At 61.6% G+C, this 22,540-nt stretch carries 25 protein-coding genes; 21 read left to right on the top strand and 4 right to left on the bottom strand.

Annotation, left to right across the window (positions count from 1 at the left end; genetic code table 11):
- The first annotated feature begins 34 nt into the window (after positions 1-34).
- Complete coding sequence (locus EXN22_RS09810) at positions 35-565, top strand: RNA polymerase factor sigma-70 (RefSeq protein ID WP_130263867.1); 531 nt, start codon at positions 35-37, stop codon at positions 563-565.
- Positions 566-619: 54 nt separating this feature from the next.
- Here EXN22_RS09810 and EXN22_RS09805 read toward each other — a convergent pair whose 3' ends face one another.
- Positions 620-1,633, bottom strand: a complete 1,014-nt coding sequence (locus EXN22_RS09805) for a GNAT family N-acetyltransferase (RefSeq protein ID WP_130263866.1) — start codon at positions 1,631-1,633, stop codon at positions 620-622.
- 62 nt (positions 1,634-1,695) lie between these two features.
- Complete coding sequence (locus EXN22_RS09800) at positions 1,696-2,484, bottom strand: substrate-binding periplasmic protein (RefSeq protein ID WP_233281697.1); 789 nt, start codon at positions 2,482-2,484, stop codon at positions 1,696-1,698.
- Positions 2,485-2,665: 181 nt separating this feature from the next.
- Between EXN22_RS09800 and EXN22_RS09795 the strand changes: the two genes are divergently transcribed.
- Entirely contained in the window at positions 2,666-3,217 is a 552-nt protein-coding gene (locus tag EXN22_RS09795) for an exonuclease domain-containing protein (RefSeq protein WP_130263865.1), read from the top strand.
- 71 nt (positions 3,218-3,288) lie between these two features.
- The gene (gene ppnP, locus EXN22_RS09790; RefSeq protein WP_130263864.1) at positions 3,289-3,573 is read left to right on the top strand and encodes a pyrimidine/purine nucleoside phosphorylase; all 285 of its coding nucleotides are present in this window, start codon (positions 3,289-3,291) and stop codon (positions 3,571-3,573) included.
- Between the two features lie 98 nt (positions 3,574-3,671).
- Here the strand turns inward: ppnP and EXN22_RS09785 are convergent, their stop codons facing one another.
- Entirely contained in the window at positions 3,672-4,361 is a 690-nt protein-coding gene (locus EXN22_RS09785; RefSeq protein ID WP_130263863.1) for an alpha/beta family hydrolase, read from the bottom strand.
- A 49-nt stretch (positions 4,362-4,410) separates the two neighbouring features.
- Between EXN22_RS09785 and ccoN (EXN22_RS09780) the strand changes: the two genes are divergently transcribed.
- The 16 genes from ccoN (EXN22_RS09780) to EXN22_RS09705 all read left to right on the top strand — a co-directional run bounded on the left by ccoN (EXN22_RS09780) (position 4,411) and on the right by EXN22_RS09705 (position 20,017).
- Positions 4,411-5,835, top strand: a complete 1,425-nt coding sequence (ccoN, locus tag EXN22_RS09780) for a cytochrome-c oxidase, cbb3-type subunit I (protein ID WP_130263862.1) — start codon at positions 4,411-4,413, stop codon at positions 5,833-5,835.
- Between the two features lie 10 nt (positions 5,836-5,845).
- A complete protein-coding gene (gene ccoO / locus EXN22_RS09775; RefSeq protein WP_130263861.1) occupies positions 5,846-6,454 on the top strand; it encodes a cytochrome-c oxidase, cbb3-type subunit II in 609 nt (202 codons plus the stop codon).
- A gap of 5 nt (positions 6,455-6,459) precedes the next feature.
- Positions 6,460-6,657, top strand: a complete 198-nt coding sequence (locus tag EXN22_RS09770; RefSeq protein ID WP_130263860.1) for a cbb3-type cytochrome oxidase subunit 3 — start codon at positions 6,460-6,462, stop codon at positions 6,655-6,657.
- On the top strand, positions 6,654-7,601 hold the full coding sequence (ccoP, locus tag EXN22_RS09765; RefSeq protein ID WP_130263859.1) for a cytochrome-c oxidase, cbb3-type subunit III: 948 nt from the start codon (positions 6,654-6,656) through the stop codon (positions 7,599-7,601). The genes EXN22_RS09770 and ccoP (EXN22_RS09765) overlap by 4 nt, the downstream gene beginning before the upstream one ends.
- Before the next feature lie 486 nt (positions 7,602-8,087).
- Positions 8,088-9,530 carry a cytochrome-c oxidase, cbb3-type subunit I gene (ccoN, locus tag EXN22_RS09760; RefSeq protein ID WP_130263858.1) on the top strand — a complete coding sequence of 481 codons (1,443 nt, stop codon included), beginning with the start codon at positions 8,088-8,090 and terminating at the stop codon, positions 9,528-9,530.
- Positions 9,530-10,138 carry a cytochrome-c oxidase, cbb3-type subunit II gene (gene ccoO, locus EXN22_RS09755; RefSeq protein WP_130263857.1) on the top strand — a complete coding sequence of 203 codons (609 nt, stop codon included), beginning with the start codon at positions 9,530-9,532 and terminating at the stop codon, positions 10,136-10,138. The genes ccoN (EXN22_RS09760) and ccoO (EXN22_RS09755) overlap by 1 nt, the downstream gene beginning before the upstream one ends.
- Positions 10,139-10,143: 5 nt before the next feature.
- Complete coding sequence (locus EXN22_RS09750; RefSeq protein ID WP_010225992.1) at positions 10,144-10,341, top strand: CcoQ/FixQ family Cbb3-type cytochrome c oxidase assembly chaperone; 198 nt, start codon at positions 10,144-10,146, stop codon at positions 10,339-10,341.
- Complete coding sequence (gene ccoP / locus EXN22_RS09745; RefSeq protein ID WP_130263856.1) at positions 10,338-11,318, top strand: cytochrome-c oxidase, cbb3-type subunit III; 981 nt, start codon at positions 10,338-10,340, stop codon at positions 11,316-11,318. Before EXN22_RS09750 ends, ccoP (EXN22_RS09745) begins: the two co-directional genes overlap by 4 nt.
- 250 nt (positions 11,319-11,568) lie before the next feature.
- Positions 11,569-12,984, top strand: coding sequence for a cytochrome c oxidase accessory protein CcoG (gene ccoG, locus EXN22_RS09740; protein WP_130263855.1), 1,416 nt, complete (start codon positions 11,569-11,571; stop codon positions 12,982-12,984).
- 12 nt (positions 12,985-12,996) lie between these two features.
- Complete coding sequence (locus tag EXN22_RS09735) at positions 12,997-13,536, top strand: FixH family protein (RefSeq protein WP_130263854.1); 540 nt, start codon at positions 12,997-12,999, stop codon at positions 13,534-13,536.
- A 106-nt stretch (positions 13,537-13,642) separates the two neighbouring features.
- On the top strand, positions 13,643-16,096 hold the full coding sequence (locus tag EXN22_RS09730; protein ID WP_130263853.1) for a heavy metal translocating P-type ATPase: 2,454 nt from the start codon (positions 13,643-13,645) through the stop codon (positions 16,094-16,096).
- 12 nt (positions 16,097-16,108) lie between these two features.
- On the top strand, positions 16,109-16,321 hold the full coding sequence (ccoS, locus tag EXN22_RS09725; protein WP_130263852.1) for a cbb3-type cytochrome oxidase assembly protein CcoS: 213 nt from the start codon (positions 16,109-16,111) through the stop codon (positions 16,319-16,321).
- Positions 16,314-16,997 (top strand): sulfite exporter TauE/SafE family protein, encoded by a 684-nt coding sequence (locus EXN22_RS09720; RefSeq protein ID WP_130263851.1) that lies wholly within the window; start codon positions 16,314-16,316, stop codon positions 16,995-16,997. Before ccoS ends, EXN22_RS09720 begins: the two co-directional genes overlap by 8 nt.
- Positions 16,998-17,080: 83 nt before the next feature.
- Complete coding sequence (gene hemN / locus EXN22_RS09715) at positions 17,081-18,463, top strand: oxygen-independent coproporphyrinogen III oxidase (RefSeq protein ID WP_130263850.1); 1,383 nt, start codon at positions 17,081-17,083, stop codon at positions 18,461-18,463.
- Positions 18,464-18,679: 216 nt separating this feature from the next.
- Entirely contained in the window at positions 18,680-19,414 is a 735-nt protein-coding gene (gene fnrA / locus EXN22_RS09710) for a Crp/Fnr family transcriptional regulator FnrA (protein ID WP_130263849.1), read from the top strand.
- 54 nt (positions 19,415-19,468) lie between these two features.
- A complete protein-coding gene (locus tag EXN22_RS09705) occupies positions 19,469-20,017 on the top strand; it encodes an adenine phosphoribosyltransferase (protein WP_130263848.1) in 549 nt (182 codons plus the stop codon).
- Between the two features lie 72 nt (positions 20,018-20,089).
- Here EXN22_RS09705 and recR read toward each other — a convergent pair whose 3' ends face one another.
- Positions 20,090-20,692, bottom strand: a complete 603-nt coding sequence (gene recR, locus EXN22_RS09700; protein WP_130263847.1) for a recombination mediator RecR — start codon at positions 20,690-20,692, stop codon at positions 20,090-20,092.
- Positions 20,693-21,051: 359 nt separating this feature from the next.
- Here recR and EXN22_RS09695 point away from each other — a divergent pair, with 359 nt between their 5' ends.
- Positions 21,052-21,591 carry a fimbrial protein gene (locus EXN22_RS09695; RefSeq protein ID WP_130263846.1) on the top strand — a complete coding sequence of 180 codons (540 nt, stop codon included), beginning with the start codon at positions 21,052-21,054 and terminating at the stop codon, positions 21,589-21,591.
- A gap of 91 nt (positions 21,592-21,682) precedes the next feature.
- Positions 21,683-22,417, top strand: a complete 735-nt coding sequence (locus tag EXN22_RS09690; RefSeq protein WP_130263845.1) for a fimbrial biogenesis chaperone — start codon at positions 21,683-21,685, stop codon at positions 22,415-22,417.
- Positions 22,418-22,540 lie beyond the last annotated feature (123 nt).

Genomic DNA, 22,540 nt, shown 5'->3' with positions numbered 1-22,540 from the left:
GCTCCACTTCCCTCTTAGAGATAAGGTGATTTCCATGGCGGAACAACTATCCACAAGTAAGTGCGATTCACCGTTACTCCAGGCGTTTGTCGACAACCGCAGCATCCTCGTAAAGATTGCCGCCCGCATCACCGGCTGTCGCTCCCGGGCCGAAGATGTGGTCCAGGATGCGTTCTTCCGGCTCAGCTCGGCGCCACAGATCACCTCCTCGTTCAAGGCCCAGCTTAGCTACCTGTTCCAGATCGTGCGCAACCTGGCCATCGATCACTACCGCAAACAGGCGATGGAACTCAAATACTCCGGCAGCGAAGAGGAGGGCCTGAATGTGGTCATTCAAGGCGCCTCGCCAGAAGCCACGCACATCAACTTCGCCACCCTTGAACATATTGCCGACGCCTTGGGCGAACTGCCCCAGCGCACCCGCTACGCCTTCGAGATGTATCGCCTGCATGGCGTACCGCAAAAGGACATCGCCAAGGAACTGGGCGTCTCGCCGACCCTGGTCAACTTCATGATCCGCGATGCCCTGGTACATTGTCGCAAGGTCTCAAGCCAGAGGGCTTGAGCGCGGCAAGCTTCAAGCGGCAAGAGGACTGAGATGCCGCTTGCCGCTTGCGGATCAGACCAGCTTGCAACCCTCGAAAAAACGCTCCCGCCCCAGAATCATCAGCGCTGCGCGCTTGTGCGGAAAATCGAATTCCTTTTCGCAGTGAAAGCACTGGTCATGCATGTAGCCGATCATCTTGCCATTGTCGGCCCGTGGCTCGGCGACCACCCGCTGGGTACGCGGATCATCGAGAAGCAGGTAGTGCACCAGGGCTGACAGCCAGCTCGCGACCTTGTGCGGGCCACGGTGCTGCTCCTCTCCGACCAGCATGTGAATGCCACGATCGTAATCATCCACCGCATAGAACGGCGCGATACGGTCTTCCTTGGCCCAATATGCCTCGAAATAGGCGAACGGCTGATCATCGAAACAGCCGATCAAGGTAAGGCTATGCGGATCGGCTTGCAGCTTGCCCAGGTAGTCCCGATGTTGCTCCAGGCTACCGCCCTCCTGCCAGAAGTTCAGCACCCGCGGGTTGTTCTGCCAGCGGTTGAAACGCTCCAGGTCCTGGTCTATTTCCAGGGTCCGCAAGGATATCCAGGCCCCCAGGCGCGCATCGAAACGCCGGTACACCTCGCCACGGGGCTTGGGTGCGCGCCGGGGATGACGCTTGCCATCACTGATCTGCATCTGCTGTGGATACACCCCTTCGAAGGGCTGGCCAAGCCAGGGCTGGGGCAGTTGCCAGAACAGGCTGCGTTCGCACAGGTACTCGCCCGGCGTCGTTGCGCTGACCAGCAAGCCGCTGCCCAAGGCCGAATGCGGCGGCTGATCGAGCTGCCAGGTCAGGCGGGCAATGCCTGGATCGCGAGCGAACAACCAGTAGCAGACAGCCCACAGGGCTTGTGGCACACGCTCGCGGTCAACCTCTTCAAGTCGGACCTGCAAGGTTTCACCGCGCTGCAGGCGCACGCGCGCCAATGGCTTGCCTTCGAGCACCAGGCTCAGGTGGCACTCCCCCTCGTCGGCGCTAAGGTTGCGCCAGCGTGGCAAGGACAAAGTCGGCGTAACGTAATCGAATGGCATGATCTTGGCTCACGAAGGGAATGTTCGACACACCCTTGTGAACGTCGCCGGCACCGGCAAATTTAGTCGCGTTTGGGGGCACTTACCGTGATGCGGTAGGGCTGAAAGATTTTCAGCAACTCGCCCTTGTCGCGCAGGGACTGCAACAACCGGGCAAATTCTGCTCCGGCGATCGGCGCGCCAGGGCGCAGGAGTGCGTAATGATGGTAGACCTGATCGACGCGGTCGGATGCCAGCAATTGTTCGGCGCTTTTCGGGTTACGCGCGAGGAAATCACTGAAGTAGGAACGGGTCACCAGGGCGATATCGGCGCGGCCACGCTGAACCATCAGCAGGTTGCTGTCATGTGAATAGGTCAGGGTCGCGCTGTAAGTGTCGGCCAGGTACTTGGGGTCAGGATTGAAATTGGCGAAGGCGTAATGATAGCCGCTGTACAACGCCAGACGCTTTCCCTTGAGGTCAGTGAAATATTCCTGACCGCGTCCGGCCTGACGATGGGTAACGAAGACCTCGGCATCTTCAAGGCCCATGTCGACACTTTGATGGGGAATCTGCTGCCAACCCCACTCCGGGTTCTCGAAGATCGCCATGTCGGTGCGCCCCTGCTGGAAGTCGCCAAAGCGACGGGGGATCGAGGTTGGCACGAGGACGAAGCGATAGCGCTGCTGGGTTGAATTGAGCGCCTCGATCAACTGCGGCAACAGGCCGGTATCGGCACCCGCCTCGGGCCGCACTGTGTAAGGAGGGAAATGCGCCGCGCCGACCTTGACTTCGATTTCCGCTGCCGCCCAGGCCGAAGGCGCCAGCCCCATCACGGCAAGCATGAACAGCAAGGGCATCTTCTGTGGCATGGGCGTTGAATTCAAAGCAACACACTCTTTGCGGATTGAAACCGGAATGCCGCTTAAGCTAGGCGTTTTCAAGGCGTTGCACAACTGTCGGTTGCGCCAAGCTGCGCAGGCAAAACGCCAGGGGATACCCGATGCGCCCGAGTTTGGCTACGCTCTTGGCAGTCTTGGATGGGAGCCTACTATGGGCCATTGGCTGGTGATCGACCTTGAAGCAACCACAGATGATGGCGGCTGGCCGGTCACGGATATGGAAATCATCGAAATCGGTGCCGTGCTGGTCGACCGCCAGGACCGCGAGCTGAGTCATTTCCAGCGTTTCGTACGCCCACGGCGACGCCCGCAACTCACCCCGTTCTGCCGCGAACTGACCCACATCAGCCAAGCCAATGTCGACACAGCCCACCCCTTGCCCGAAGTCTGGGCACAGTTCGAGCGCTGGCTCGGGCATCATGCCCAGCACCTGGAGGGCTGGGTCAGCTGGGGCGACTATGACCACAAGCAACTGCTGCAGGAGTGGCAGCAGTATCAACTCGCCAGCCTGTTGCAGACCCTGCCGCACATCAACCTCAAGCAACGCTTTGCCAAAGCCCGCCAACTGCAACGCCCGCTGGGCCTCAAGGGCGCCTTGCAACTGGCCGGCCTGCAGTTCACCGGCCGCCAGCACAGGGCCCTGCAAGATGCCCGCAATACCGCGCGCCTGCTGCCGCTGACACTGCCGGCGCAGGGCGCCTGAAAGCGGATGACGGCGCTCCAGGGCTTGGGCATACTGGCCAGCCTTTTCAGTCCCTTTTCCAGGAGTCGCCCATGTTTAAAGTCAACGAGTACTTTGATGGCACGGTCAAGTCGATCGCTTTCGGCACCGCTGAAGGTCCGGCCACCGTTGGCGTAATGGCCCCGGGCGAATACGAGTTCGGCACCGCCCAGCGCGAAATCATGCACGTGGTCTCCGGCGCCCTGACCGTCAAGCTGCCTGAGAGCGACAATTGGGAAACCTTCAGCGCCGGCAGCCAGTTCAATGTCCCGGCCAACAGTAAGTTCCAGCTCAAGGTCGCGGTCGATACGGCTTACCTGTGCGAGTATCGCGGCTAAGCCACTGCAATCATCGCGGGGCAAGCCCGCTCCCACAGGTGTTCACTGCAATCCTTGTGGGAGCTGGCTTGCCTGCGATGGGCTGCATAGCAGCCCCGCTACTTCAGAAACGCCACAATCCTGTCCGCCGCCGTCGCCAGATGATCGCCATGACTGAACCCTGAAGCCTTCAGCGGCTTCAGGTCATGATCCCCCGCCTGCAGCCAGCACAGCTCGATCGCTGACGACAGCGCATAGCCCTGCACTGTCTGTCGATTGCCCAAGGCATCGCGTTCGCCCTGAACGATCAGGGTCGGCGTTTTCAGTTCGGCCAAGTGCGCCACCCGGGGTTTTTCCGGTTTGCCTGCGGCGTAGAAAGGATAACCCAGGCACACCAGCGCATCGGCACCCAGCTCATCGGCCAGCAGACTGGCCATGCGCCCGCCCATGGACTTGCCGCCGACGGCCAGCCCCCCAGTGACCAATGGTCGCACCTGCGCATACACCTCGCGCCAGCACTCCAGCAGCGTTGCCTGAGGATTCGGAGGCCTTTTGCCATCACCCAGGCGGCGCTGGGCCATGTAGGGAAACTCGAAGCGCAACACCCCCAGCCCTTGTGCTGCCAGCCTTTGCGCCATTTCTTCCATGAACCCGCTGTCCATCGGCGCACCCGCGCCGTGGGCCAGGATCAGGCACCGCGAATGCTGGCCATCCCCCTGATTTTGCGGGGCATTCCACAGCCAGCCACGGCTTTCGACCAGCCGCGCCCATTGATCCCCGTCAATACCGGCCAGTTGCCCATTACTCATGCTTGCCTCGCTGTTTAGTCTGCCTATAACCGTGGATGGGAACCCATACATGAACACAACCAGCAGTACCGCCTACAACTACAAGGTGGTCCGCCAATTCGCCATTATGACGGTGGTGTGGGGAATCGTCGGGATGGGGCTCGGCGTTTTTCTCGCCGCGCAACTCGTCTGGCCTTCGCTCAACTTCGACCTCCCCTGGACCAGCTTCGGCCGCCTGCGACCGCTGCACACCAACGCGGTGATCTTCGCCTTCGGTGGTTGCGCACTGTTCGCCGCTTCCTACTATTCGGTCCAGCGCACCTGCCAGACCACCCTGTTCTCGCCACGCCTGGCGGCTTTCACCTTCTGGGCCTGGCAATTGGTGATCCTGCTGGCTGCCATCACCCTGCCGCTGGGTTATACCAGCACCAAGGAGTACGCCGAACTGGAATGGCCGATCGACATCCTGATCACCATTGTCTGGGTGGCCTATGCCGTGGTGTTCTTCGGCACCCTGATGAAGCGCACCACCAAGCACATTTATGTGGGTAACTGGTTCTTCGGTGCATTCATCATCACTGTGGCGATCCTGCATATCGTCAACAACCTGGAAATCCCGGTCAGCCTGACCAAGTCCTACTCGCTGTACGGTGGCGCCACTGACGCCATGGTCCAGTGGTGGTACGGCCACAACGCCGTAGGCTTTTTCTTGACCGCAGGCTTCCTCGGCATGATGTACTACTTCGTGCCCAAGCAAGCCGAGCGTCCGGTGTATTCCTATCGCCTGTCGATCGTGCACTTCTGGGCGCTGATCACCCTGTACATCTGGGCCGGCCCTCACCACCTGCACTACACCGCCCTGCCCGACTGGGCACAGTCGCTGGGCATGATCATGTCGCTGGTCCTGCTGGCGCCAAGCTGGGGCGGCATGATCAACGGCATGATGACCCTCTCCGGTGCCTGGCATAAGCTGCGTAGCGACCCGATCCTGCGCTTCCTGGTGGTGTCCCTGGCGTTCTACGGCATGTCGACCTTCGAAGGCCCGATGATGGCGATCAAGACCGTCAACGCCCTGTCGCACTACACCGACTGGACCATCGGTCACGTCCACGCCGGCGCATTGGGCTGGGTGGCGATGATTTCGATCGGCGCCCTGTACCACATGATCCCGAAAGTCTTCGGTCGCGAGCAGATGTACAGCCTCGGCCTGATCAACGCGCACTTCTGGCTGGCGACCATCGGCACCGTGCTCTACATCGCTTCGATGTGGGTCAACGGCATCGCCCAGGGCCTGATGTGGCGCGCAGTCAACGAAGACGGCACGCTGACCTACTCCTTCGTCGAAACCCTGGTGGCCAGCCACCCAGGCTTCATCGTGCGCTTCGTCGGCGGGGCGATCTTCCTCACCGGCATGCTGCTGATGGCCTACAACACCTGGCGCACCGTGCGTGCTCCGGTGGCCGCGACCGCCCCTGCCGCCGCGCAACTGGCCTGAGGAGACCCTGATGAAACATGAAGTAATCGAGAAGAACGTCTTCCTGCTGGTGCTGTTGATGGTGTTTGCCGTCAGCATCGGCGGTTTGACCCAGATCGTCCCGCTGTTCTTCCAGGACGTCACCAACAAGCCGGTCGAAGGCATGAAGCCCTACACCGCGCTGCAACTGGAAGGCCGTGACATCTACATCCGCGAAGGTTGTGTGCAGTGCCACTCGCAGATGATTCGTCCGTTCCGCGCCGAAACCGAACGCTACGGCCACTACTCGGTCGCCGGTGAAAGCGTCTGGGACCACCCATTTCTCTGGGGTTCCAAGCGTACCGGCCCGGACCTGGCCCGCGTCGGCGGCCGCTACTCCGATGACTGGCACCGTGCGCACCTGTACAACCCGCGCAACGTGGTGCCCGAGTCGAAGATGCCGGCTTATCCATGGCTGGTTGCCAACCCGGTCGACAGCAGCCACACCCAGACCAAGCTGCGCACCATGCGCACCCTCGGCGTGCCGTACACCGATGCCGACATCAGCGGCGCGGTGGAGTCGATCAAGGGCAAGACCGAAATGGACGCACTGGTCGCCTACCTGCAGGTGCTTGGCACCGCGATCAAGAACAAGAGGTAAGCGCCATGGACTTCACACTGGAAATCGGCCAAGTGCGAGGCCTGGGCACCCTGCTGGTGGCCATTGCTTTCATTGGCCTGTCGCTGTGGGTGTTCAGCGGCCGGCGTAACCGTGAATTCGCCGAAGCCAGCCTGTTGCCGTTCGCCGACGAGCGCCTGGCACCTGTCGCCAACGAACCCGAACCGAGGAGTAACGGGCAATGACCACCTTCTGGAGTACGTACATCAGCGTACTGACCATCGGTAGCCTGATCGGCCTGACCTGGCTGCTGCTGGGCACCCGCAAGGGCGAAACCAAAGGCACCACCGACCAGACCATGGGCCACAGCTTCGATGGCATCGAGGAGTACGACAACCCGCTGCCCAAGTGGTGGTTCTGGCTGTTCGTCGCCACCCTGGTGTTTTCGGTCGGCTACCTGATCCTCTACCCGGGCCTGGGCAACTGGAAAGGCATCCTGCCGGGCTATGAAGACGGCTGGACCCAGACCAACGAATGGCAAAAGGAAATGAACAAGGCTGACGCCAAGTTCGGACCGATCTTCGCCAAATTCGCTGCCATGCCGGTGGAAGAAGTGGCCAAGGACCCGCAGGCGCTGAAAATGGGCGGCCGTCTGTTCGCCTCCAACTGCGCGGTCTGCCACGGTTCCGACGCCAAGGGCGCCTACGGCTTCCCCAACCTCACCGACAAAGACTGGCGTTGGGGCGGTGATCCGGAAACCATCAAGGCCACCATCATGAGCGGTCGTCACGGGGTGATGCCAGCATGGGCCGAAGTGATTGGTGAGCAAGGCGTGGCCGACGTCGCCGCGTTCGTGCTGACCAACCTCGATGGCCGCAGCCTGCCCAAAGAAGCCAAGGCCGACGCGGCCAATGGTGAAAAACTCTTCGCCACCAACTGCGTTGCCTGCCATGGCCCGCAAGGCAAGGGCACCCCGGCCATGGGCGCACCGGACCTGACCCATCCAACCGCGTTCATCTACGGTTCGAGCTTCGCGCAACTGCAGCAGACCATCCGTTACGGCCGCCAGGGCCAGATGCCTGCCCAGGAAGCGATCCAGGGCAACGACAAGGTCCACCTGCTGGCGGCCTATGTCTACAGCCTGTCTCAGGACCAGGCAACGCAAGGTGAAACCCTGTCTGCCAAGTAAAACGATGATGTAACTGAGCCTTGACTCAAACCGCCGCATCGGCACCGATGCGGCGGTTCCCTTGCCCCGTTGCGACCAAGTGTCGCACCCCGCCCTACCCCCGCCTTGCACCCCCTTCGATCACAACTAAGCTTGTTGCCACAGCGACTGAAATAGCCGGTGTGCTTGCACCTTTTTGGGGCATTTTTCGCCAGCGGTTCTGCGCAAAGGCTGATGGGGCCGACTCAAGCGCCTGTGAGCGAGTGATGAACGGCACTGAGCAAGGGCTCAGCAGAAGTCTTTGTCCTGGACGAAAAAACGCTTTTGAGTACACATAATAAACAACTAATTGTGTACAATCCGCTCGCCACAAAGGCCCGAAACCGCTGTGGAACAGGCTTTGGCAAGGATCGGCGCGGGCGCCATCGCGTTGCAATAACCACACGGTTTATACATACTTGCGCCGATTTTTACCCTATAAAAACACCCAAACCGTGGAACCTTAGAATGAGCACAGCAATCAGTCCGACTGCTTATAACTATAAGGTCGTCCGCCAGTTCGCCATCATGACGGTGGTCTGGGGGATCCTTGGCATGGGGCTTGGTGTCTTCATCGCCTCGCAACTGGTCTGGCCCCAGCTGAACCTGGACCTGCCGTGGACGAGCTTCGGACGCCTTCGCCCCTTGCACACCAACCTGGTGATTTTTGCCTTCGGTGGTTGTGCACTGTTCGCCACTTCCTACTATGTCGTGCAGCGAACCTGCCAGACGCGACTGATTTCCGACAGCCTCGCGGCCTTCACCTTCTGGGGCTGGCAAGCGGTGATCGTCGGTGCACTGGTCACCTTGCCGCTGGGTTACACCACGACCAAGGAATACGCAGAGCTGGAATGGCCGATCGCCATTTTGCTGGCAATTGTCTGGGTCACCTACGGTGTGGTGTTCTTCGGCACCATCGTCAAGCGCAAGACCAAGCATATCTATGTGGGTAACTGGTTCTACGGTGCCTTCATCGTGGTGACCGCGATGTTGCACATCGTCAACCACGCGTCCCTGCCGGTCAGCCTGTTCAAGTCCTACTCGGCGTACTCGGGCGCTACCGACGCGATGATCCAGTGGTGGTACGGCCACAACGCCGTGGGCTTCTTCCTGACCACCGGCTTTCTGGGCATGATGTACTACTTCGTGCCGAAACAGGCCGAACGTCCGATCTACTCCTATCGTCTGTCAATCGTGCACTTCTGGGCGCTGATCACCCTGTACATCTGGGCCGGCCCTCACCACCTGCACTACACCGCCCTGCCGGACTGGGCGCAGTCGCTGGGCATGGCCATGTCGATCGTTCTGCTGGCGCCAAGCTGGGGCGGCATGATCAACGGCATGATGACCCTCTCGGGCGCCTGGCATAAGCTGCGCACCGACCCGATCCTGCGTTTCCTCGTGGTCTCCCTGGCGTTCTACGGCATGTCGACCTTCGAAGGCCCGATGATGGCGATCAAGACCGTCAACTCGCTGTCGCACTACACCGACTGGACCATCGGTCACGTCCACGCTGGCGCATTGGGCTGGGTGGCGATGATTTCGATCGGCGCCCTGTACCACATGATTCCGAAGGTCTATGGCCGCGAGCAGATGCACAGCACCGGCCTGATCAACGCGCACTTCTGGCTGGCGACCATCGGCACCGTGCTGTACATCTCCTCGATGTGGGTCAACGGCATCACCCAGGGCCTGATGTGGCGCGCAATCAACGATGACGGCACCCTCACCTACTCCTTCGTCGAAGCCCTGCAAGCCAGCCACCCGGGCTTTATCGTCCGCGCCCTGGGCGGTGCGTTCTTCGCCTCCGGCGTGCTGCTGATGGCGTACAACGTTTTGCGTACCGTACGCGCCTCGAAGCCGGCCGAAGCTGAAGCCGCTGCTCAGATCGCTGTAGTTGGAGCTCACTGATGAAGCACGAAACAGTCGAGAAGAATATCGGCCTGATGGCCTTCTTCATGGTCATCGCCGTGAGCATCGGCGGCCTGACCCAGATCGTCCCGCTGTTCTTCCAGGACGTCACCAACAAGCCGGTCGAAGGCATGAAGCCGCGGACCGCGCTGGAACTCGAAGGCCGCGATATCTATATCCGCGAAGGTTGTGTGCAGTGCCACTCGCAGATGATTCGCCCGTTCCGCGCCGAAACCGAGCGCTACGGCCACTACTCGGTCGCCGGTGAAAGCGTCTGGGACCACCCGTTCCTCTGGGGTTCCAAGCGCACCGGCCCGGACCTGGCCCGTGTTGGCGGTCGTTACTCCGACGACTGGCACCGTGCTCACCTGTACAACCCGCGCAACGTCGTGCCCGAGTCGAAAATGCCATCCTACCCATGGCTGGTGGAGAACAAGCTCGACGGCAAGGACACCGTGAAGAAGATGGAAGTCCTGCGCACCCTCGGCACGCCGTACACCGATGAAGACATCGCCGGTGCCCGCGACGCGGTCAAGGGCAAGACTGAAATGGACGCCCTGGTTGCCTACCTGCAAGGCCTGGGCACCATCATCAAAAGCAAACGGTGACATTGATGGATATCGGGATGATTCGTGGCCTGGGCACCGTCGTGGTGATGGTGGCCTTTATCGGCCTGGCGTTGTGGGTATTCAGTTCTCGGCGCAAGTCCGAGTTCGACGAAGCGACCATGCTGCCCTTCGCGGATGATCCCGAAGCCAGCAAGCACGTCGAGCAAGCGCAAGCGAAAGCGTCTAGGAGTAACAACGAATGACTACCTTCTGGAGTCTGTACGTCACCGTTTTGAGTCTGGGCACCATCTTCGCCCTGACCTGGCTGCTGCTGTCCACCCGCAAGGGCCAGCGCAGCGAAACCACCGAAGAAACCGTGGGCCATGCCTACGACGGCATCGAGGAATACGACAACCCGTTGCCAAAATGGTGGTTCATGTTGTTCGTCGGCACCATTGTTTTTGCCCTCGGCTATCTGGTGCTGTACCCGGGCCTGGGTAACTGGAAAGGCCTGTTGCCTGGCTACCAGTACCTGGACAGCGACAAGAAAACCGAGTTTGCCAACGGTGAGGCCGGCTGGACCGGCGTGCACGAGTGGGAAAAGGAAATGGCACGCTCGGACGCCAAGTTCGGGCCGATCTTCGCCAAATTCGCCTCGATGCCCATTGAAGAAGTGGCCAAAGACCCACAAGCGCTGAAAATGGGTGGCCGTCTGTTCGCCTCCAACTGCGCGGTGTGCCACGGCTCCGACGCCAAGGGCTCCTACGGCTTCCCCAACCTCACCGACAACGACTGGCGTTGGGGGGGCGATCCGGAAACCATCAAGGCCACCATCATGGGCGGTCGCCACGGGGTAATGCCGGCCTGGGCCGAAGTCATCGGCGAGCAAGGCGTTGCCGACGTTGCTGCCTACGTGCTGACCAACCTCGATGGCCGCACCCTGCCTAAAGACGCCAAGGCCGACCCGGCCAACGGCCAGAAGCTGTTTGCCACCAACTGCGTGGCCTGCCACGGCCCTGAAGGCAAGGGCACCCCGGCCATGGGCGCACCGAACCTGACCCACCCGACCGCGTTCATCTATGGGTCGAGCTTCGCGCAACTGCAGCAGACCATCCGTTATGGCCGTCAGGGCCAGATGCCTGCCCAGGAAGCGATCCAGGGCAACGACAAAGTCCACCTGCTGGCGGCCTATGTCTACAGCCTGTCGCACCAGCCTGAAAAAACTGCTGAAGCGAAGTAATTCGCCCAGCTGGCAAACGCCCCGTCAGTGAAACTGGCGGGGCTTTTTTATCGACCCGCCCCTACCCATGACCTGCGTCAATTGACACGGGCCAATACACTATTACCTGCAATTCCCCAACGCGACCAAAAGTCGCACCCCTCCCCCCTGCCCGCAGGACAGGCGTATCATGCGCCCTAGAGCAGCAAGCTTTCGACTGCGGCCGGCATGTACTGGCCGCGGCACCTCTCCACTGCCGTGGGACTCAATGATGAGCAAGCAGATTCCGGTACATGACGTCACCCCGCCTGCCAGTAAAGACAACAGCAGCGTCGATCTCTACGCCTCCCGAGAAAAGATCTACACCCGTGCCTTCACCGGCGTGTTCCGCAACCTGCGCATGGTTGGCGGCGCCGTCCTGTTCCTGCTGTATTTCGGTACGGTCTGGCTGAACTGGGGCGGCCACCAGGCCGTGTGGTGGAACCTTCCGGAGCGCAAGTTCTACATTTTCGGCACCACTATCTGGCCCCAGGACTTCATCCTGCTCTCGGGCCTGTTGATCGTCGCCGCCTTCGGCCTGTTTTTCATCACGGTCTACGCTGGCCGCGTCTGGTGCGGCTATACCTGCCCGCAAAGCGTATGGACCTGGATTTTCATGTGGTGCGAAAAAGTCACCGAAGGTGACCGCAACCAGCGCATGAAGCTCGACAAGGCGCCCATGAGCGCCAACAAGCTCCTGCGCAAGCTGGCCAAGCACAGCCTGTGGCTGAGCATCGGATTTGTCACCGGCATGACCTTCGTCGGCTACTTCTCGCCGATCCGCGAACTGGTGATCGAGTTCTTCACTGGTCAGGCCGATGGCTGGGCGTACTTCTGGGTAGGTTTCTTCACCCTCGCCACCTACGGCAACGCCGGCTGGCTGCGCGAGCAGGTGTGCATATACATGTGCCCCTATGCGCGCTTCCAGAGCGTGATGTTCGACAAGGACACCCTGATCGTCTCCTACGACCCGCGCCGCGGCGAAACCCGTGGCCCGCGCAAAAAGGACCTGGACTACAAGGCCAAGGGCCTGGGCGACTGTATCGACTGCACCATGTGCGTCCAGGTGTGCCCGACCGGCATCGACATCCGTGACGGCCTGCAAATCGAGTGCATCGGCTGCGCCGCCTGTATCGATGCCTGCGACACCATCATGGACAAGATGAACTACCCCAAGGGCCTGATCAGCTACACCACCGAGCACAACCTGTCGGGACAAAAGACCCACATGGTGCGCCCGCGCCTGATCGGCTATGCCGTGGTCCTGCTGGCGATGATCGGCCTGCTGGCCACCGCCTTCGTCCTGCGTCCGCTGGTCGGTTTCGACGTCAGCAAGGACCGCGTGCTCTATCGCGAGAACGCCCAGGGGCGGATCGAGAACGTCTACAGCCTGAAGGTCATGAACAAGGACCAGCGCGACCACGTCTACGTGCTCGAAGCCGGTGGCCTGCCAGACCTCAAGCTGGAAGGCGCGCGGGAAATCCGCGTCGCCGCCGGCGATATCGTCAGCCTGCCGGTGCAACTGTCGATGGCCCCGGAGCAACTGCCGTCAACCACCAACGAAGTCATCTTCACCCTCAAGGACGCTGACGACAGTGCCTCCCAGGTTGAAGCCAAGAGCCGCTTCATCGGCCCGCAAATTCGATAAGAGACTGAGCCTATGCCTTCTGCAACTGCCGCTAGCCCCTGGTACAAGCACCTCTGGCCGTGGATCATCATCGGGGTGCTGGCCACCTCGGTGACCCTCAGCCTGACCATGGTAACCATCGCGGTGAATAACCCCGACAACCTGGTCAACGACAACTACTACGAGGCCGGCAAAGGCATCAACCGTTCGTTGGACCGCGAGCTGCTGGCCCAGACCCTCAACCTCAAGGCCAGCGTGCACCTGGACGAGCTGACCGGCGAAGTCGACCTGCGCCTGACCGGCAACAGCCAGCCGCAGACCCTGGAACTGAACCTGATCTCGCCGACCCAGCCGCAGAAGGACCGCAAGATCGTCCTGACCCGCAGCGACAGCGAAGCCGGGCGCTATCTGGGCCAGCTCAGCGACAAGGTCGAAGGCCGGCGCTTCGTCGAGCTGCTGGGCAGCCAGGATGAGCATGTATGGCGCCTGTTCGAGGAAGAAGAAGTGGCCCATGACAAGACCCTGGTACTCGGTGACGAGGCGCTGCAAGGGGCCGAACACCTCGATAAATGAGTCGTTGCTTATCGCGGGTCAAGCCCGCTCCCGCAGATGCAGTGAATCCCTGTGGGAGCGGGCTTGACCCGCGACAAGCCCAATACCACACCTTGCGACTGACACCATGACCAGCCCCACGCCCTGCTACCACTGCGCCCTGCCCGTCCCTGCCGGCAGCCACTTCACCGCTGTGGTGCTCGGCCAGCCACGGGCGTTCTGCTGCCCCGGCTGCCAGGCGGTTGCCGAGGCCATCGTCGCCGGCAACCTGGAAAGCTATTACCAGCACCGCAGCGAAGCCAGCGCCAACCCCGACGCCCTGCCCCAGCAACTGGTCGACGAACTGGCCCTGTACGACCGCGCCGATGTGCAAAAGCCCTTCGTCCGGCACAGCGGTGAACTGGCCGAAACCACCTTGCTGATCGAAGGCATCAGCTGCGCAGCCTGCGGCTGGCTGATCGAGAAACACCTGCGTAACCTGCCGGCAGTGGCCGAGGCACGGCTGAACCTGTCCAACCACCGCCTGCAGGTGAGCTGGGCCGACAGTGAGCTGGCGCTGTCAAAACTGCTCGCCGAGCTGCGCCATATCGGCTACGCAGCCCACCCCTACCAGGCTGATCGCGCTGCCGAACAGCTGGCCAGCGAGAACCGCACGGCCCTGCGCCAGCTCGGCGTTGCCGGGCTGCTGTGGTTTCAGGCGATGATGGCGACCATGGCCACCTGGCCGGAATTCAACATCGACCTGAGCCCCGAACTGCACACCATCCTGCGCTGGGTGGCGCTGTTCCTGACCACACCGATCGTGTTCTACAGCTGCGCGCCCTTCTTCCGTGGCGCCGCCCGCGACCTGCGCACCCGCCACCTGACCATGGACGTGTCGGTATCCCTGGCCATTGGCCTGGCCTATGGTGCCGGGATCTGGACTGCGATCACTGGCAGCGGCGAGCTGTACTTCGACGCCGTGGGCATGTTCGCCCTGTTCCTGCTCGCCGGGCGCTACCTTGAACGCCGCGCCCGCGAGCGCACCGCCGCCGCCACCGCGCAACTGGTCAACCTGCTGCCAGCCTCGTGCCTGCGCCTGGGCGCGGCCGGACAGAGCGAGCGCATCCTGCTCAGCGAATTGCACCTCAAGGACTGCGTGCTGATCCCGCCCGGGCATGTAGTCCCCGCCGATGGGCGTATCGTCAGCGGCCAATCGAGCATCGACGAATCGCTGCTGACCGGTGAATACCTGCCGCAACCGCGCAGTGCTGGCGACGTGGTCACTGCTGGTACCCTGAACGTCGAAAGCGCGCTGACCGTCGAGGTCCAGGCCCTGGGCCAGGACACCCGCCTGTCGGCGATCGTGCGCCTGCTGGAGCGGGCCCAGTCGGAAAAGCCGCGCCTGGCAGAAATCGCCGACCGCGCCTCGCAATGGTTCCTGCTGTTCACCCTGGTGGCCTCGGCGGCCATCGGCCTGCTCTGGTGGCAGATCGACCCGTCGCGAGCGTTCTGGATTGTCCTGGCCATGCTGGTTGCCACCTGCCCCTGCGCCCTGTCGCTGGCCACCCCGACCGCGCTGACCGCGGCCACCGGCACCTTGCACAAACTTGGCCTGCTGCTGACCCGGGGTCATGTGCTCGAAGGCCTGAACCAGATCGACACGGTGATCTTCGACAAGACTGGCACCCTCACCGAAGGCCGATTGACCCTGCGGGCGATCCGCCCCCTGCGCGACAGCGATGCCGACCGCTGCCTGATGCTCGCCGCCGCCCTCGAAAACCGCTCCGAACACCCCATCGCCCGCGCATTCGGCCGCGCCAGCCAGGCTGCCGACGAGGTTCAGGCAATACCCGGCCTGGGCCTTGAAGGCAAGGTTGGCCAGCAGCACTTGCGCATCGGCGAGGCGGGCTTCGTCTGCGCCCTCAGTGCCACCAGCGCCCCGGCAATGCCCGACGAAGCCGGGCAATGGCTGCTACTGGGTGACCAGCAGGGCCCGCTGGCCTGGTTCGTCCTCGATGACCGCCTGCGCGTTGACGCCGCCGACCTCCTGGCAGCCTGCCGCGCCCGTGGCTGGCACACCCTGCTGTTGTCCGGCGACAGCTCGCCGATGGTCCACAGTGTGGCTGCCGAGTTGCAGATCGACCAGGCCATCGGTGGCCTGCGCCCGGACGACAAGCTGGAAAAACTCAAGGCCCTGCAGCAGCAAGGGCGCAAGGTGCTGATGCTCGGTGACGGGGTCAACGATGTGCCGGTGCTGGCCGCCGCCGATATCAGTATCGCCATGGGCTCGGCCACCGACCTGGCCAAGACCTGTGCTGATGCGGTCCTGCTGTCCAACCGCCTGGAAGCCCTGGTGCAGGCCTTCAGCCTGGCCCGCCGCACCCGGCGGATCATTATCGAGAACCTGCTGTGGGCCTCGGCGTATAATGGCGTCATGTTGCCGTTTGCCGCGCTGGGCTGGATCACGCCAATCTGGGCGGCGGTCGGCATGTCGGTCAGTTCGCTGATCGTGGTCCTCAACGCACTGCGCCTGACCCGCGCCAGCGGCCTGCCGGCCAGCCACACGCCAGCCCCCGCCGCGCATCCCGCGACGGCCTGACCAGGAGCCTCCATGCCCGCGCTTTACATCATGATCCCGGCGGCCCTGCTGATCGTCGCCATCGCCATCTATATCTTCTTCTGGGCAGTGGACAGCGGCCAGTACGACGACCTCGACGGTCCGGCGCACAGCATTCTGTTCGACGACCAGGACCCGCAGCACACCGCTGCCATGGAAGAGGCCGACGGCAAGAAACCCGACGACGGCAAGCCGCCCCGTGACTGACCTTTTACCCCTGCTCAGCTCGGCATTGATCCTCGGCCTGCTCGGCGGCGGTCACTGCCTGGGCATGTGCGGTGGCCTGATGGGCGCCCTGACCCTGGCCATCCCCAAAGAGCAACGCAGCCGCCGCTTTCGCCTGCTGCTGGCCTACAACCTTGGGCGCATCCTCAGTTACGCCCTGGCCGGCCTGCTGCTCGGGCTCGCCGGCTGGGCAGTGGCCAACAGCCCGGTGGCTACCGCCATGCGTGTGCTCGCCGCGCTGCTGCTGATCAGCATGGGCCTGTACCTGGCCGGCTGGTGGAGCGGCCTGACCCGTATCGAAGGCCTGGGACGCGGCCTGTGGCGGCATATCCAGCCCGTGGCCAACCGCCTGCTGCCGGTCTCCAGCCTGCCTCGCGCACTTTTACTTGGCGCATTGTGGGGTTGGTTGCCGTGCGGGCTGGTGTACAGCACCCTGCTCTGGGCTGCGAGCCAGGGCAATGCCGCCGACAGCGCGCTGTTGATGCTGGCTTTCGGTCTTGGTACCTGGCCAGTGCTACTGGCCACCGGCCTTGCCGCCGAACGCACCAGCGCCCTGCTGCGCCAGCGCAGCGTGCGCGTCGCCGGGGGCGTGCTGGTGATGCTGTTCGGCCTGTGGACCCTGCCAGGCCCGCACCAGCACTGGCTGATGGGCCACTGAAGCGGCGTTGATACAAATCAACACGGGGTTGCCCCGCGCTCCCTAGACTCCGGACACTGCTGCTCTTTCTGGGGACTGCCCGCATGCTCGACGTTCTTCGTTGGGACTCCGACCTGATTCGCCGCTACGACCTGGCCGGCCCACGCTACACCTCCTACCCGACTGCGGTGCAACTGCACAGCGAAGTCGGCTCCTTCGACCTGTTGCACGCCCTGCGTGACAGCCGTCGCGCCGCACGCCCGCTGTCGATCTATGTGCATGTACCGTTCTGCGCCAACATCTGCTACTACTGCGCCTGCAACAAGGTCATCACCAAGGACCGTGGCCGCGCCGCGCCCTACCTGCAACGCCTGGAGCAGGAAATCCAGCTGATCGCCTGCCACCTGGACCCCAAGCAGACCGTCGAGCAACTGCACTTTGGCGGCGGTACCCCGACCTTCCTCAGCCACGTCGAACTGCGTCAGCTGATGGCCCACCTGCGCCAGCATTTCAACCTGCTCGATGACGACTCCGGTGACTATGGCATCGAGATCGACCCACGCGAGGCCGACTGGTCGACCATGGGCCTGCTTCGCGAGCTGGGCTTCAACCGCGTCAGCCTGGGCGTGCAAGACCTCGATCCACTGGTGCAACGGGCAATCAACCGCTTGCAAAGCCTGGAGCAGACCCGGGCGATCATCGAAGCGGCGCGTACCCTGCAGTTTCGCTCGATCAACCTCGACTTGATCTACGGCCTGCCCAAGCAGACCCCGGAAGGTTTTGCCCGCACCGTCGAGGAAGTGATCAAACTGCAGCCGGATCGTCTTTCCGTATTCAACTACGCCCACCTGCCGGAACGCTTCCTGCCGCAACGGCGCATCGACAGCAATGAACTGCCGACGCCTGCGGCGAAACTGGAGATGCTCCACAACACCATCGAACAACTGACCGCCGCCGGCTACGTCTACATCGGCATGGACCACTTCGCCCTGCCCGACGACGAGCTGGCAATCGCCCAGGAAGAGTCGACCCTGCAGCGCAACTTCCAGGGCTACACCACCCATGGCCATTGCGACCTGATCGGCCTCGGTGTCTCGGCCATCAGCCAGATCGGCGACCTGTACTGTCAGAACAGCAGCGATCTCACTACCTACCAGGACACCTTGTCCACCGCCCAGCTAGCCACCAGCCGCGGGCTGATCTGCACCCAGGACGACCGCCTGCGCCGCGCAGTGATCCAGCAGTTGATCTGCCATTTCGAACTGGATTTCCAGACCTTCGAACGCGACTTCACCATCGATTTTCGTGGCTACTTCAAGGACCAGTGGCCTGCCCTGCAAGCCATGCACAAGGACGGGCTGATCGAACTGAGCAACGAGGGCATCAAGGTGCTGCCCGCCGGACGCTTGCTGGTGCGCTCGGTTTGCATGGTGTTCGACGCGTATCTGGACCTGTACAACCGCCAGCGCTTTTCCCGGGTCATCTGAGCGCTGAGGTTTTTTGTCGCAGCGCGCTTGGCTTTGGGCCAATGAAACCGGGACCAAACAGCACTGAACGGCTCTACAGCGCACAGGCTGCGCACCTTCAAGCACATCGCGGTTTTTCTGGCGCCAGCGTACGCCACTAGCGTCCAAGCTGGCCGAAACACCCTGGCCTGGGTTACCCTTACGGCTTATGTGTGCTTTCCCACAAGGATTGAAGAAATGTCCGAGCCAGTCAAACTGCGCCCCCACAACCAGGCCCATTGCAAGGATTGCAGCCTGGCGCCTCTGTGCCTGCCATTGTCATTGAACTTGGAAGACATGGATGCACTGGATGAAATCGTCAAACGGGGGCGTCCGCTGAAAAAAGGCGAGTTTCTGTTCCGCCAGGGCGACAATTTCGGCTCGGTCTACGCGGTGCGCTCCGGCGCGCTGAAAACCTTCAGTCTCAGCGACAGTGGCGAGGAACAGATCACCGGTTTCCATCTGCCCAGTGAACTGGTCGGCCTGTCCGGCATGGACACCGAAGCCTACCCGGTGTCGGCCCAGGCGCAGGAAACCACATCCGTCTGCGAAATCCCCTTCGAACGCCTGGATGAGCTGTCGGTGCAATTGCCACAACTGCGACGCCAGCTGATGCGGGTCATGAGCCGCGAGATCCGCGACGACCAGCAGATGATGCTGCTGCTGTCGAAAAAGACTGCGGACGAGCGCATCGCCACCTTCCTGGTCAACCTCTCGGCACGCTTCCGCGCCCGCGGTTACTCGGCCAATCAGTTCCGCCTGAGCATGTCGCGTAACGAAATAGGCAACTACCTGGGCCTGGCGGTCGAAACCGTGTCGCGGGTCTTCACCCGCTTCCAGCAAAACGGCCTGATCCAGGCCGAGGGCAAGGAGATCCACATCCTTGACCCGATCCAGCTGTGCGCCCTGGCTGGCGGCTCGCTGGACAGCTGAGCCTGCGCATAACAGGTATACTGGCGGGCATTGGTTTTTCAGGATACCCGCCTCATGCCCAGCGCTACTTTCGACCTCAAAGCCCTTATCCGCCCGGTACCGGACTTCCCCAAGCCGGGCGTGATCTTTCGCGACATCACCCCGCTGTTCCAGTCGCCGCGGGGCCTGCGCCACGTCGCCGATGCCTTCATCGAACGCTACGTCGAAACCGACTTCAGCCATATCGCGGCCATGGATGCGCGCGGCTTTCTGATCGGCTCGATCATCGCCCACCAGTTGAACAAGCCACTGATCCTGTTTCGCAAGCAGGGCAAGCTGCCGGCCGACGTGCTCGCCGAAGGCTACCAGACCGAGTACGGCGAGGCCTTCCTCGAAGTGCACGCCGACAGCCTTTGTGAAGGTGATTCGGTACTGATTTTCGACGACCTGATCGCCACCGGCGGTACCTTGCTGGCCGCTACCAACCTGGTACGGCGCATGGGTGCACAGGTGTTCGAGGCGGCGGCGATCATCGACCTGCCGGAGCTGGGTGGCTCACAGCGGCTGAATGAGGCCGGCGTGCCGACCTTTTGCCTGACCGGGTTTTCGCTGAGCGAGTACTGAAAGCATCGCGGGGCAAGCCCGCTCTCACCGGACAGGTAGGAGCGGGCTTGCCCCGCGATTGAAGTTCGATGGTTACAGCGAGATGGGTTTGCGCCCGGCAAACGAATGCGCCAGGGTGCCACCATCGACCAGCTCCAGCTCACCACCCAATGGCACACCGTGGGCAATCCGTGAAGCGACCAGCCCTTTATCGACCAGCAACTGGGCGATGTAATGGGCGGTCGCCTCACCTTCCACTGTCGGGTTGGTGGCCAGGATCACTTCGGTAAAGCTGCCCTGCTCCTCGATCCTCGCCATCAACTGCGGGATGCCAATAGCATCCGGGCCCAGGCCATCGAGCGGCGACAGGTGGCCCTTGAGCACGAAGTAGCGGCCGCGATAACCCGTCTGCTCGACGGCATAGACATCCATCGGCCCTTCCACCACGCACAGCAGGGTATCGTCCCGGCGCGGGTCCGAACATTGCGGGCAGAGCTCCTGCTCGGTCAGGGTCCGGCACTGGCGGCAATGCCCGACACCTTCCATGGCCTGGCTCAGCGCCTGGGCCAGACGGGTACCGCCGCTGCGGTCACGCTCCAGCAGTTGCAAGGCCATGCGCTGGGCGGTTTTCTGGCCGACACCAGGCAAGATGCGCAGGGCGTCGATCAGCTGTCGGATAAGTGGGCTAAAGCTCATGGGAAAAAACCTTGATGCAAGTGAAGGCGGTTTATACCCGGCTGTTAAGCCAGCGTCAAACCTGGCAGTGACCACACCCAGCAGCGTGGGAAACTTGCAAGATAATCCACCAAACAAGAATATTACCTACACACAGACAATATCAAAGAACCACTCTCCAACGCAGACAACTTCCTACATCACCAGGCAAATAGCTTCACATAATAAAAGAACTTCAACTTACATCTCAACCCTACAAAAAAACCCATAATCATACCGCCTGAAAACATTCCTGCTTAACACTTCAGAACCCCAATTAATTGAAGTTCGCATTGATGAAAATTACGGCATAACAACTTATTAGCGATTATGGACACCCGATGAAAAAAAGTATCCTTGGCTTCGCCCTGTCCCTCCCTCTCCTGGCTAGCATGAGCCTCACTGCTCAAGCCGCAGATGGACAGATTGAATTCACAGGCAGCATTTCCGGCACTACCTGCACCATCAATGGTGGCGCCGGTGGTCAGAACTTCACCGTCGCCATGGCGCCGGCACATGTTTCGCAACTGGCAGCTGCTGGCCACGTTGCAGAGCGCCAACCGTTCAACATCCAGCTGACGAACTGCACCCCTGGCACCGGCAACGTGGATATCTCCTTCCTCAATGGCCCAAGTGTCGATCTGTGGGCCGGACGCCTGAACGTCGATGCCGGTGGTGCTCAGAACGTGCAAATCCAGTTGCTCAACGCCAACGCATTGCCAATTCGCATCGGCGCGCCAACAGGCTCGCAGAACACCATTCCTGTGCCACTGGTCGCTGGCGCCGCGACCCTCAACTACTACAGCGAATATTACGCCACTGGTGTAGCCACCCCAGGTGCGGCAAACACCCGTGTGCAGTACCTGGTTAACTTGCCTTAAGCCTCACCACTGACAGTTGCCCGACCGGGCAGTTGTCGTCCGGGGTACCCGCCGATGCGGGCGCCCCCTCTTCAGATTTGATGATTATCCCATGACCCAGTCGCTCCCCAAGCTGCTCGCTTCCCTGATTCTGCTGGCAATGTTCAGCCAGGCCCACGCCAGCGTAGTGATATCCGGCACCCGGGTGATTTTCCCTGCTCAAGAACGCGAAGTTACTGTCAACCTCAACAATCAAGGCACTTCACCCGCCCTCGTCCAGGTCTGGCTCGATGATGGTGATATCGAAGCACCTCCTGAAACCCAGCAGGTTCCCTTCGCGGTCACCCCGGTACTGACACGCATCGAGCCCGAACAGGGGCAGGCTATCCGCCTGATTCACAGCGGCGCGCCCATGAGCAAGGACCGCGAGACCCTGTACTGGCTGAACATGCTTGAGGTGCCGCCCAAGGCCAAGGAAGACAACCACCTGCAGCTTGCCTTCAGGACCCGCATCAAGCTGATGTATCGACCCCAAGGTCTGCCCGGCAAGGCCGCTGAAGCACCCGCCCAGGTCACCTGGAACGCGGTGCAGGGTGAAAACGGCAAGGGTTTGGTGTTGATCGGGCACAACCCTACCGCTTACTACGTGAACATGGGCGAAATTATTTACGAGCAAAATGGCAAAGCCGAGGCGTTGGGCACCGGCTATATCGCGCCGTTTAGCAGCGAGCGCTTTGTCATAAATGAACATTCAACGATCAGCGCTGATGCCCAGGTAAAGTTCATTAGTATCAATGATTATGGCGCGGGGACTCCCAACACTTCTATCCTCGGTAGCTCGCGTTAAAACAGCCGCACACACTCAGCCTTTACATACCTCTCACTGTTTCACAGTGCCCGCACTGCGAATGTTCGTGGCCGCAACTATTACAACAGACGTTCTCCAACATGACCCCTATCAAACTTTGTA

Source organism: Pseudomonas tructae (assembly GCF_004214895.1).
GTDB classification, from domain to species: domain Bacteria; phylum Pseudomonadota; class Gammaproteobacteria; order Pseudomonadales; family Pseudomonadaceae; genus Aquipseudomonas; species Aquipseudomonas tructae.
Note: the sequence above shows the minus strand (reverse complement) of the source record. Positions and strands in the feature narration are given on the sequence as shown.

What these genes read in the sequence shown, in the direction of transcription:
- recR (WP_130263847.1), bottom strand. Translation starts at nt 20,692, where the DNA reads ATGAGCTTTAGCCCACTTATCCGACAGCTGATCGACGCCCTGCGCATC.
- ccoN (WP_130263858.1), top strand. Translation starts at nt 8,088, where the DNA reads ATGAGCACAGCAATCAGTCCGACTGCTTATAACTATAAGGTCGTCCGC.
- EXN22_RS09795 (WP_130263865.1), top strand. Translation starts at nt 2,666, where the DNA reads ATGGGCCATTGGCTGGTGATCGACCTTGAAGCAACCACAGATGATGGC.
- ccoN (WP_130263862.1), top strand. Translation starts at nt 4,411, where the DNA reads ATGAACACAACCAGCAGTACCGCCTACAACTACAAGGTGGTCCGCCAA.
- EXN22_RS09730 (WP_130263853.1), top strand. Translation starts at nt 13,643, where the DNA reads ATGACCAGCCCCACGCCCTGCTACCACTGCGCCCTGCCCGTCCCTGCC.
- hemN (WP_130263850.1), top strand. Translation starts at nt 17,081, where the DNA reads ATGCTCGACGTTCTTCGTTGGGACTCCGACCTGATTCGCCGCTACGAC.
- EXN22_RS09810 (WP_130263867.1), top strand. Translation starts at nt 35, where the DNA reads ATGGCGGAACAACTATCCACAAGTAAGTGCGATTCACCGTTACTCCAG.
- ccoG (WP_130263855.1), top strand. Translation starts at nt 11,569, where the DNA reads ATGAGCAAGCAGATTCCGGTACATGACGTCACCCCGCCTGCCAGTAAA.
- EXN22_RS09735 (WP_130263854.1), top strand. Translation starts at nt 12,997, where the DNA reads ATGCCTTCTGCAACTGCCGCTAGCCCCTGGTACAAGCACCTCTGGCCG.
- EXN22_RS09690 (WP_130263845.1), top strand. Translation starts at nt 21,683, where the DNA reads ATGACCCAGTCGCTCCCCAAGCTGCTCGCTTCCCTGATTCTGCTGGCA.
- EXN22_RS09695 (WP_130263846.1), top strand. Translation starts at nt 21,052, where the DNA reads ATGAAAAAAAGTATCCTTGGCTTCGCCCTGTCCCTCCCTCTCCTGGCT.
- ccoO (WP_130263857.1), top strand. Translation starts at nt 9,530, where the DNA reads ATGAAGCACGAAACAGTCGAGAAGAATATCGGCCTGATGGCCTTCTTC.
- ccoP (WP_130263856.1), top strand. Translation starts at nt 10,338, where the DNA reads ATGACTACCTTCTGGAGTCTGTACGTCACCGTTTTGAGTCTGGGCACC.
- EXN22_RS09800 (WP_233281697.1), bottom strand. Translation starts at nt 2,484, where the DNA reads ATGCCACAGAAGATGCCCTTGCTGTTCATGCTTGCCGTGATGGGGCTG.
- EXN22_RS09705 (WP_130263848.1), top strand. Translation starts at nt 19,469, where the DNA reads ATGCCCAGCGCTACTTTCGACCTCAAAGCCCTTATCCGCCCGGTACCG.
- EXN22_RS09785 (WP_130263863.1), bottom strand. Translation starts at nt 4,361, where the DNA reads ATGAGTAATGGGCAACTGGCCGGTATTGACGGGGATCAATGGGCGCGG.
- EXN22_RS09770 (WP_130263860.1), top strand. Translation starts at nt 6,460, where the DNA reads ATGGACTTCACACTGGAAATCGGCCAAGTGCGAGGCCTGGGCACCCTG.
- ccoP (WP_130263859.1), top strand. Translation starts at nt 6,654, where the DNA reads ATGACCACCTTCTGGAGTACGTACATCAGCGTACTGACCATCGGTAGC.
- ccoO (WP_130263861.1), top strand. Translation starts at nt 5,846, where the DNA reads ATGAAACATGAAGTAATCGAGAAGAACGTCTTCCTGCTGGTGCTGTTG.
- ppnP (WP_130263864.1), top strand. Translation starts at nt 3,289, where the DNA reads ATGTTTAAAGTCAACGAGTACTTTGATGGCACGGTCAAGTCGATCGCT.
- EXN22_RS09805 (WP_130263866.1), bottom strand. Translation starts at nt 1,633, where the DNA reads ATGCCATTCGATTACGTTACGCCGACTTTGTCCTTGCCACGCTGGCGC.
- ccoS (WP_130263852.1), top strand. Translation starts at nt 16,109, where the DNA reads ATGCCCGCGCTTTACATCATGATCCCGGCGGCCCTGCTGATCGTCGCC.
- fnrA (WP_130263849.1), top strand. Translation starts at nt 18,680, where the DNA reads ATGTCCGAGCCAGTCAAACTGCGCCCCCACAACCAGGCCCATTGCAAG.
- EXN22_RS09750 (WP_010225992.1), top strand. Translation starts at nt 10,144, where the DNA reads ATGGATATCGGGATGATTCGTGGCCTGGGCACCGTCGTGGTGATGGTG.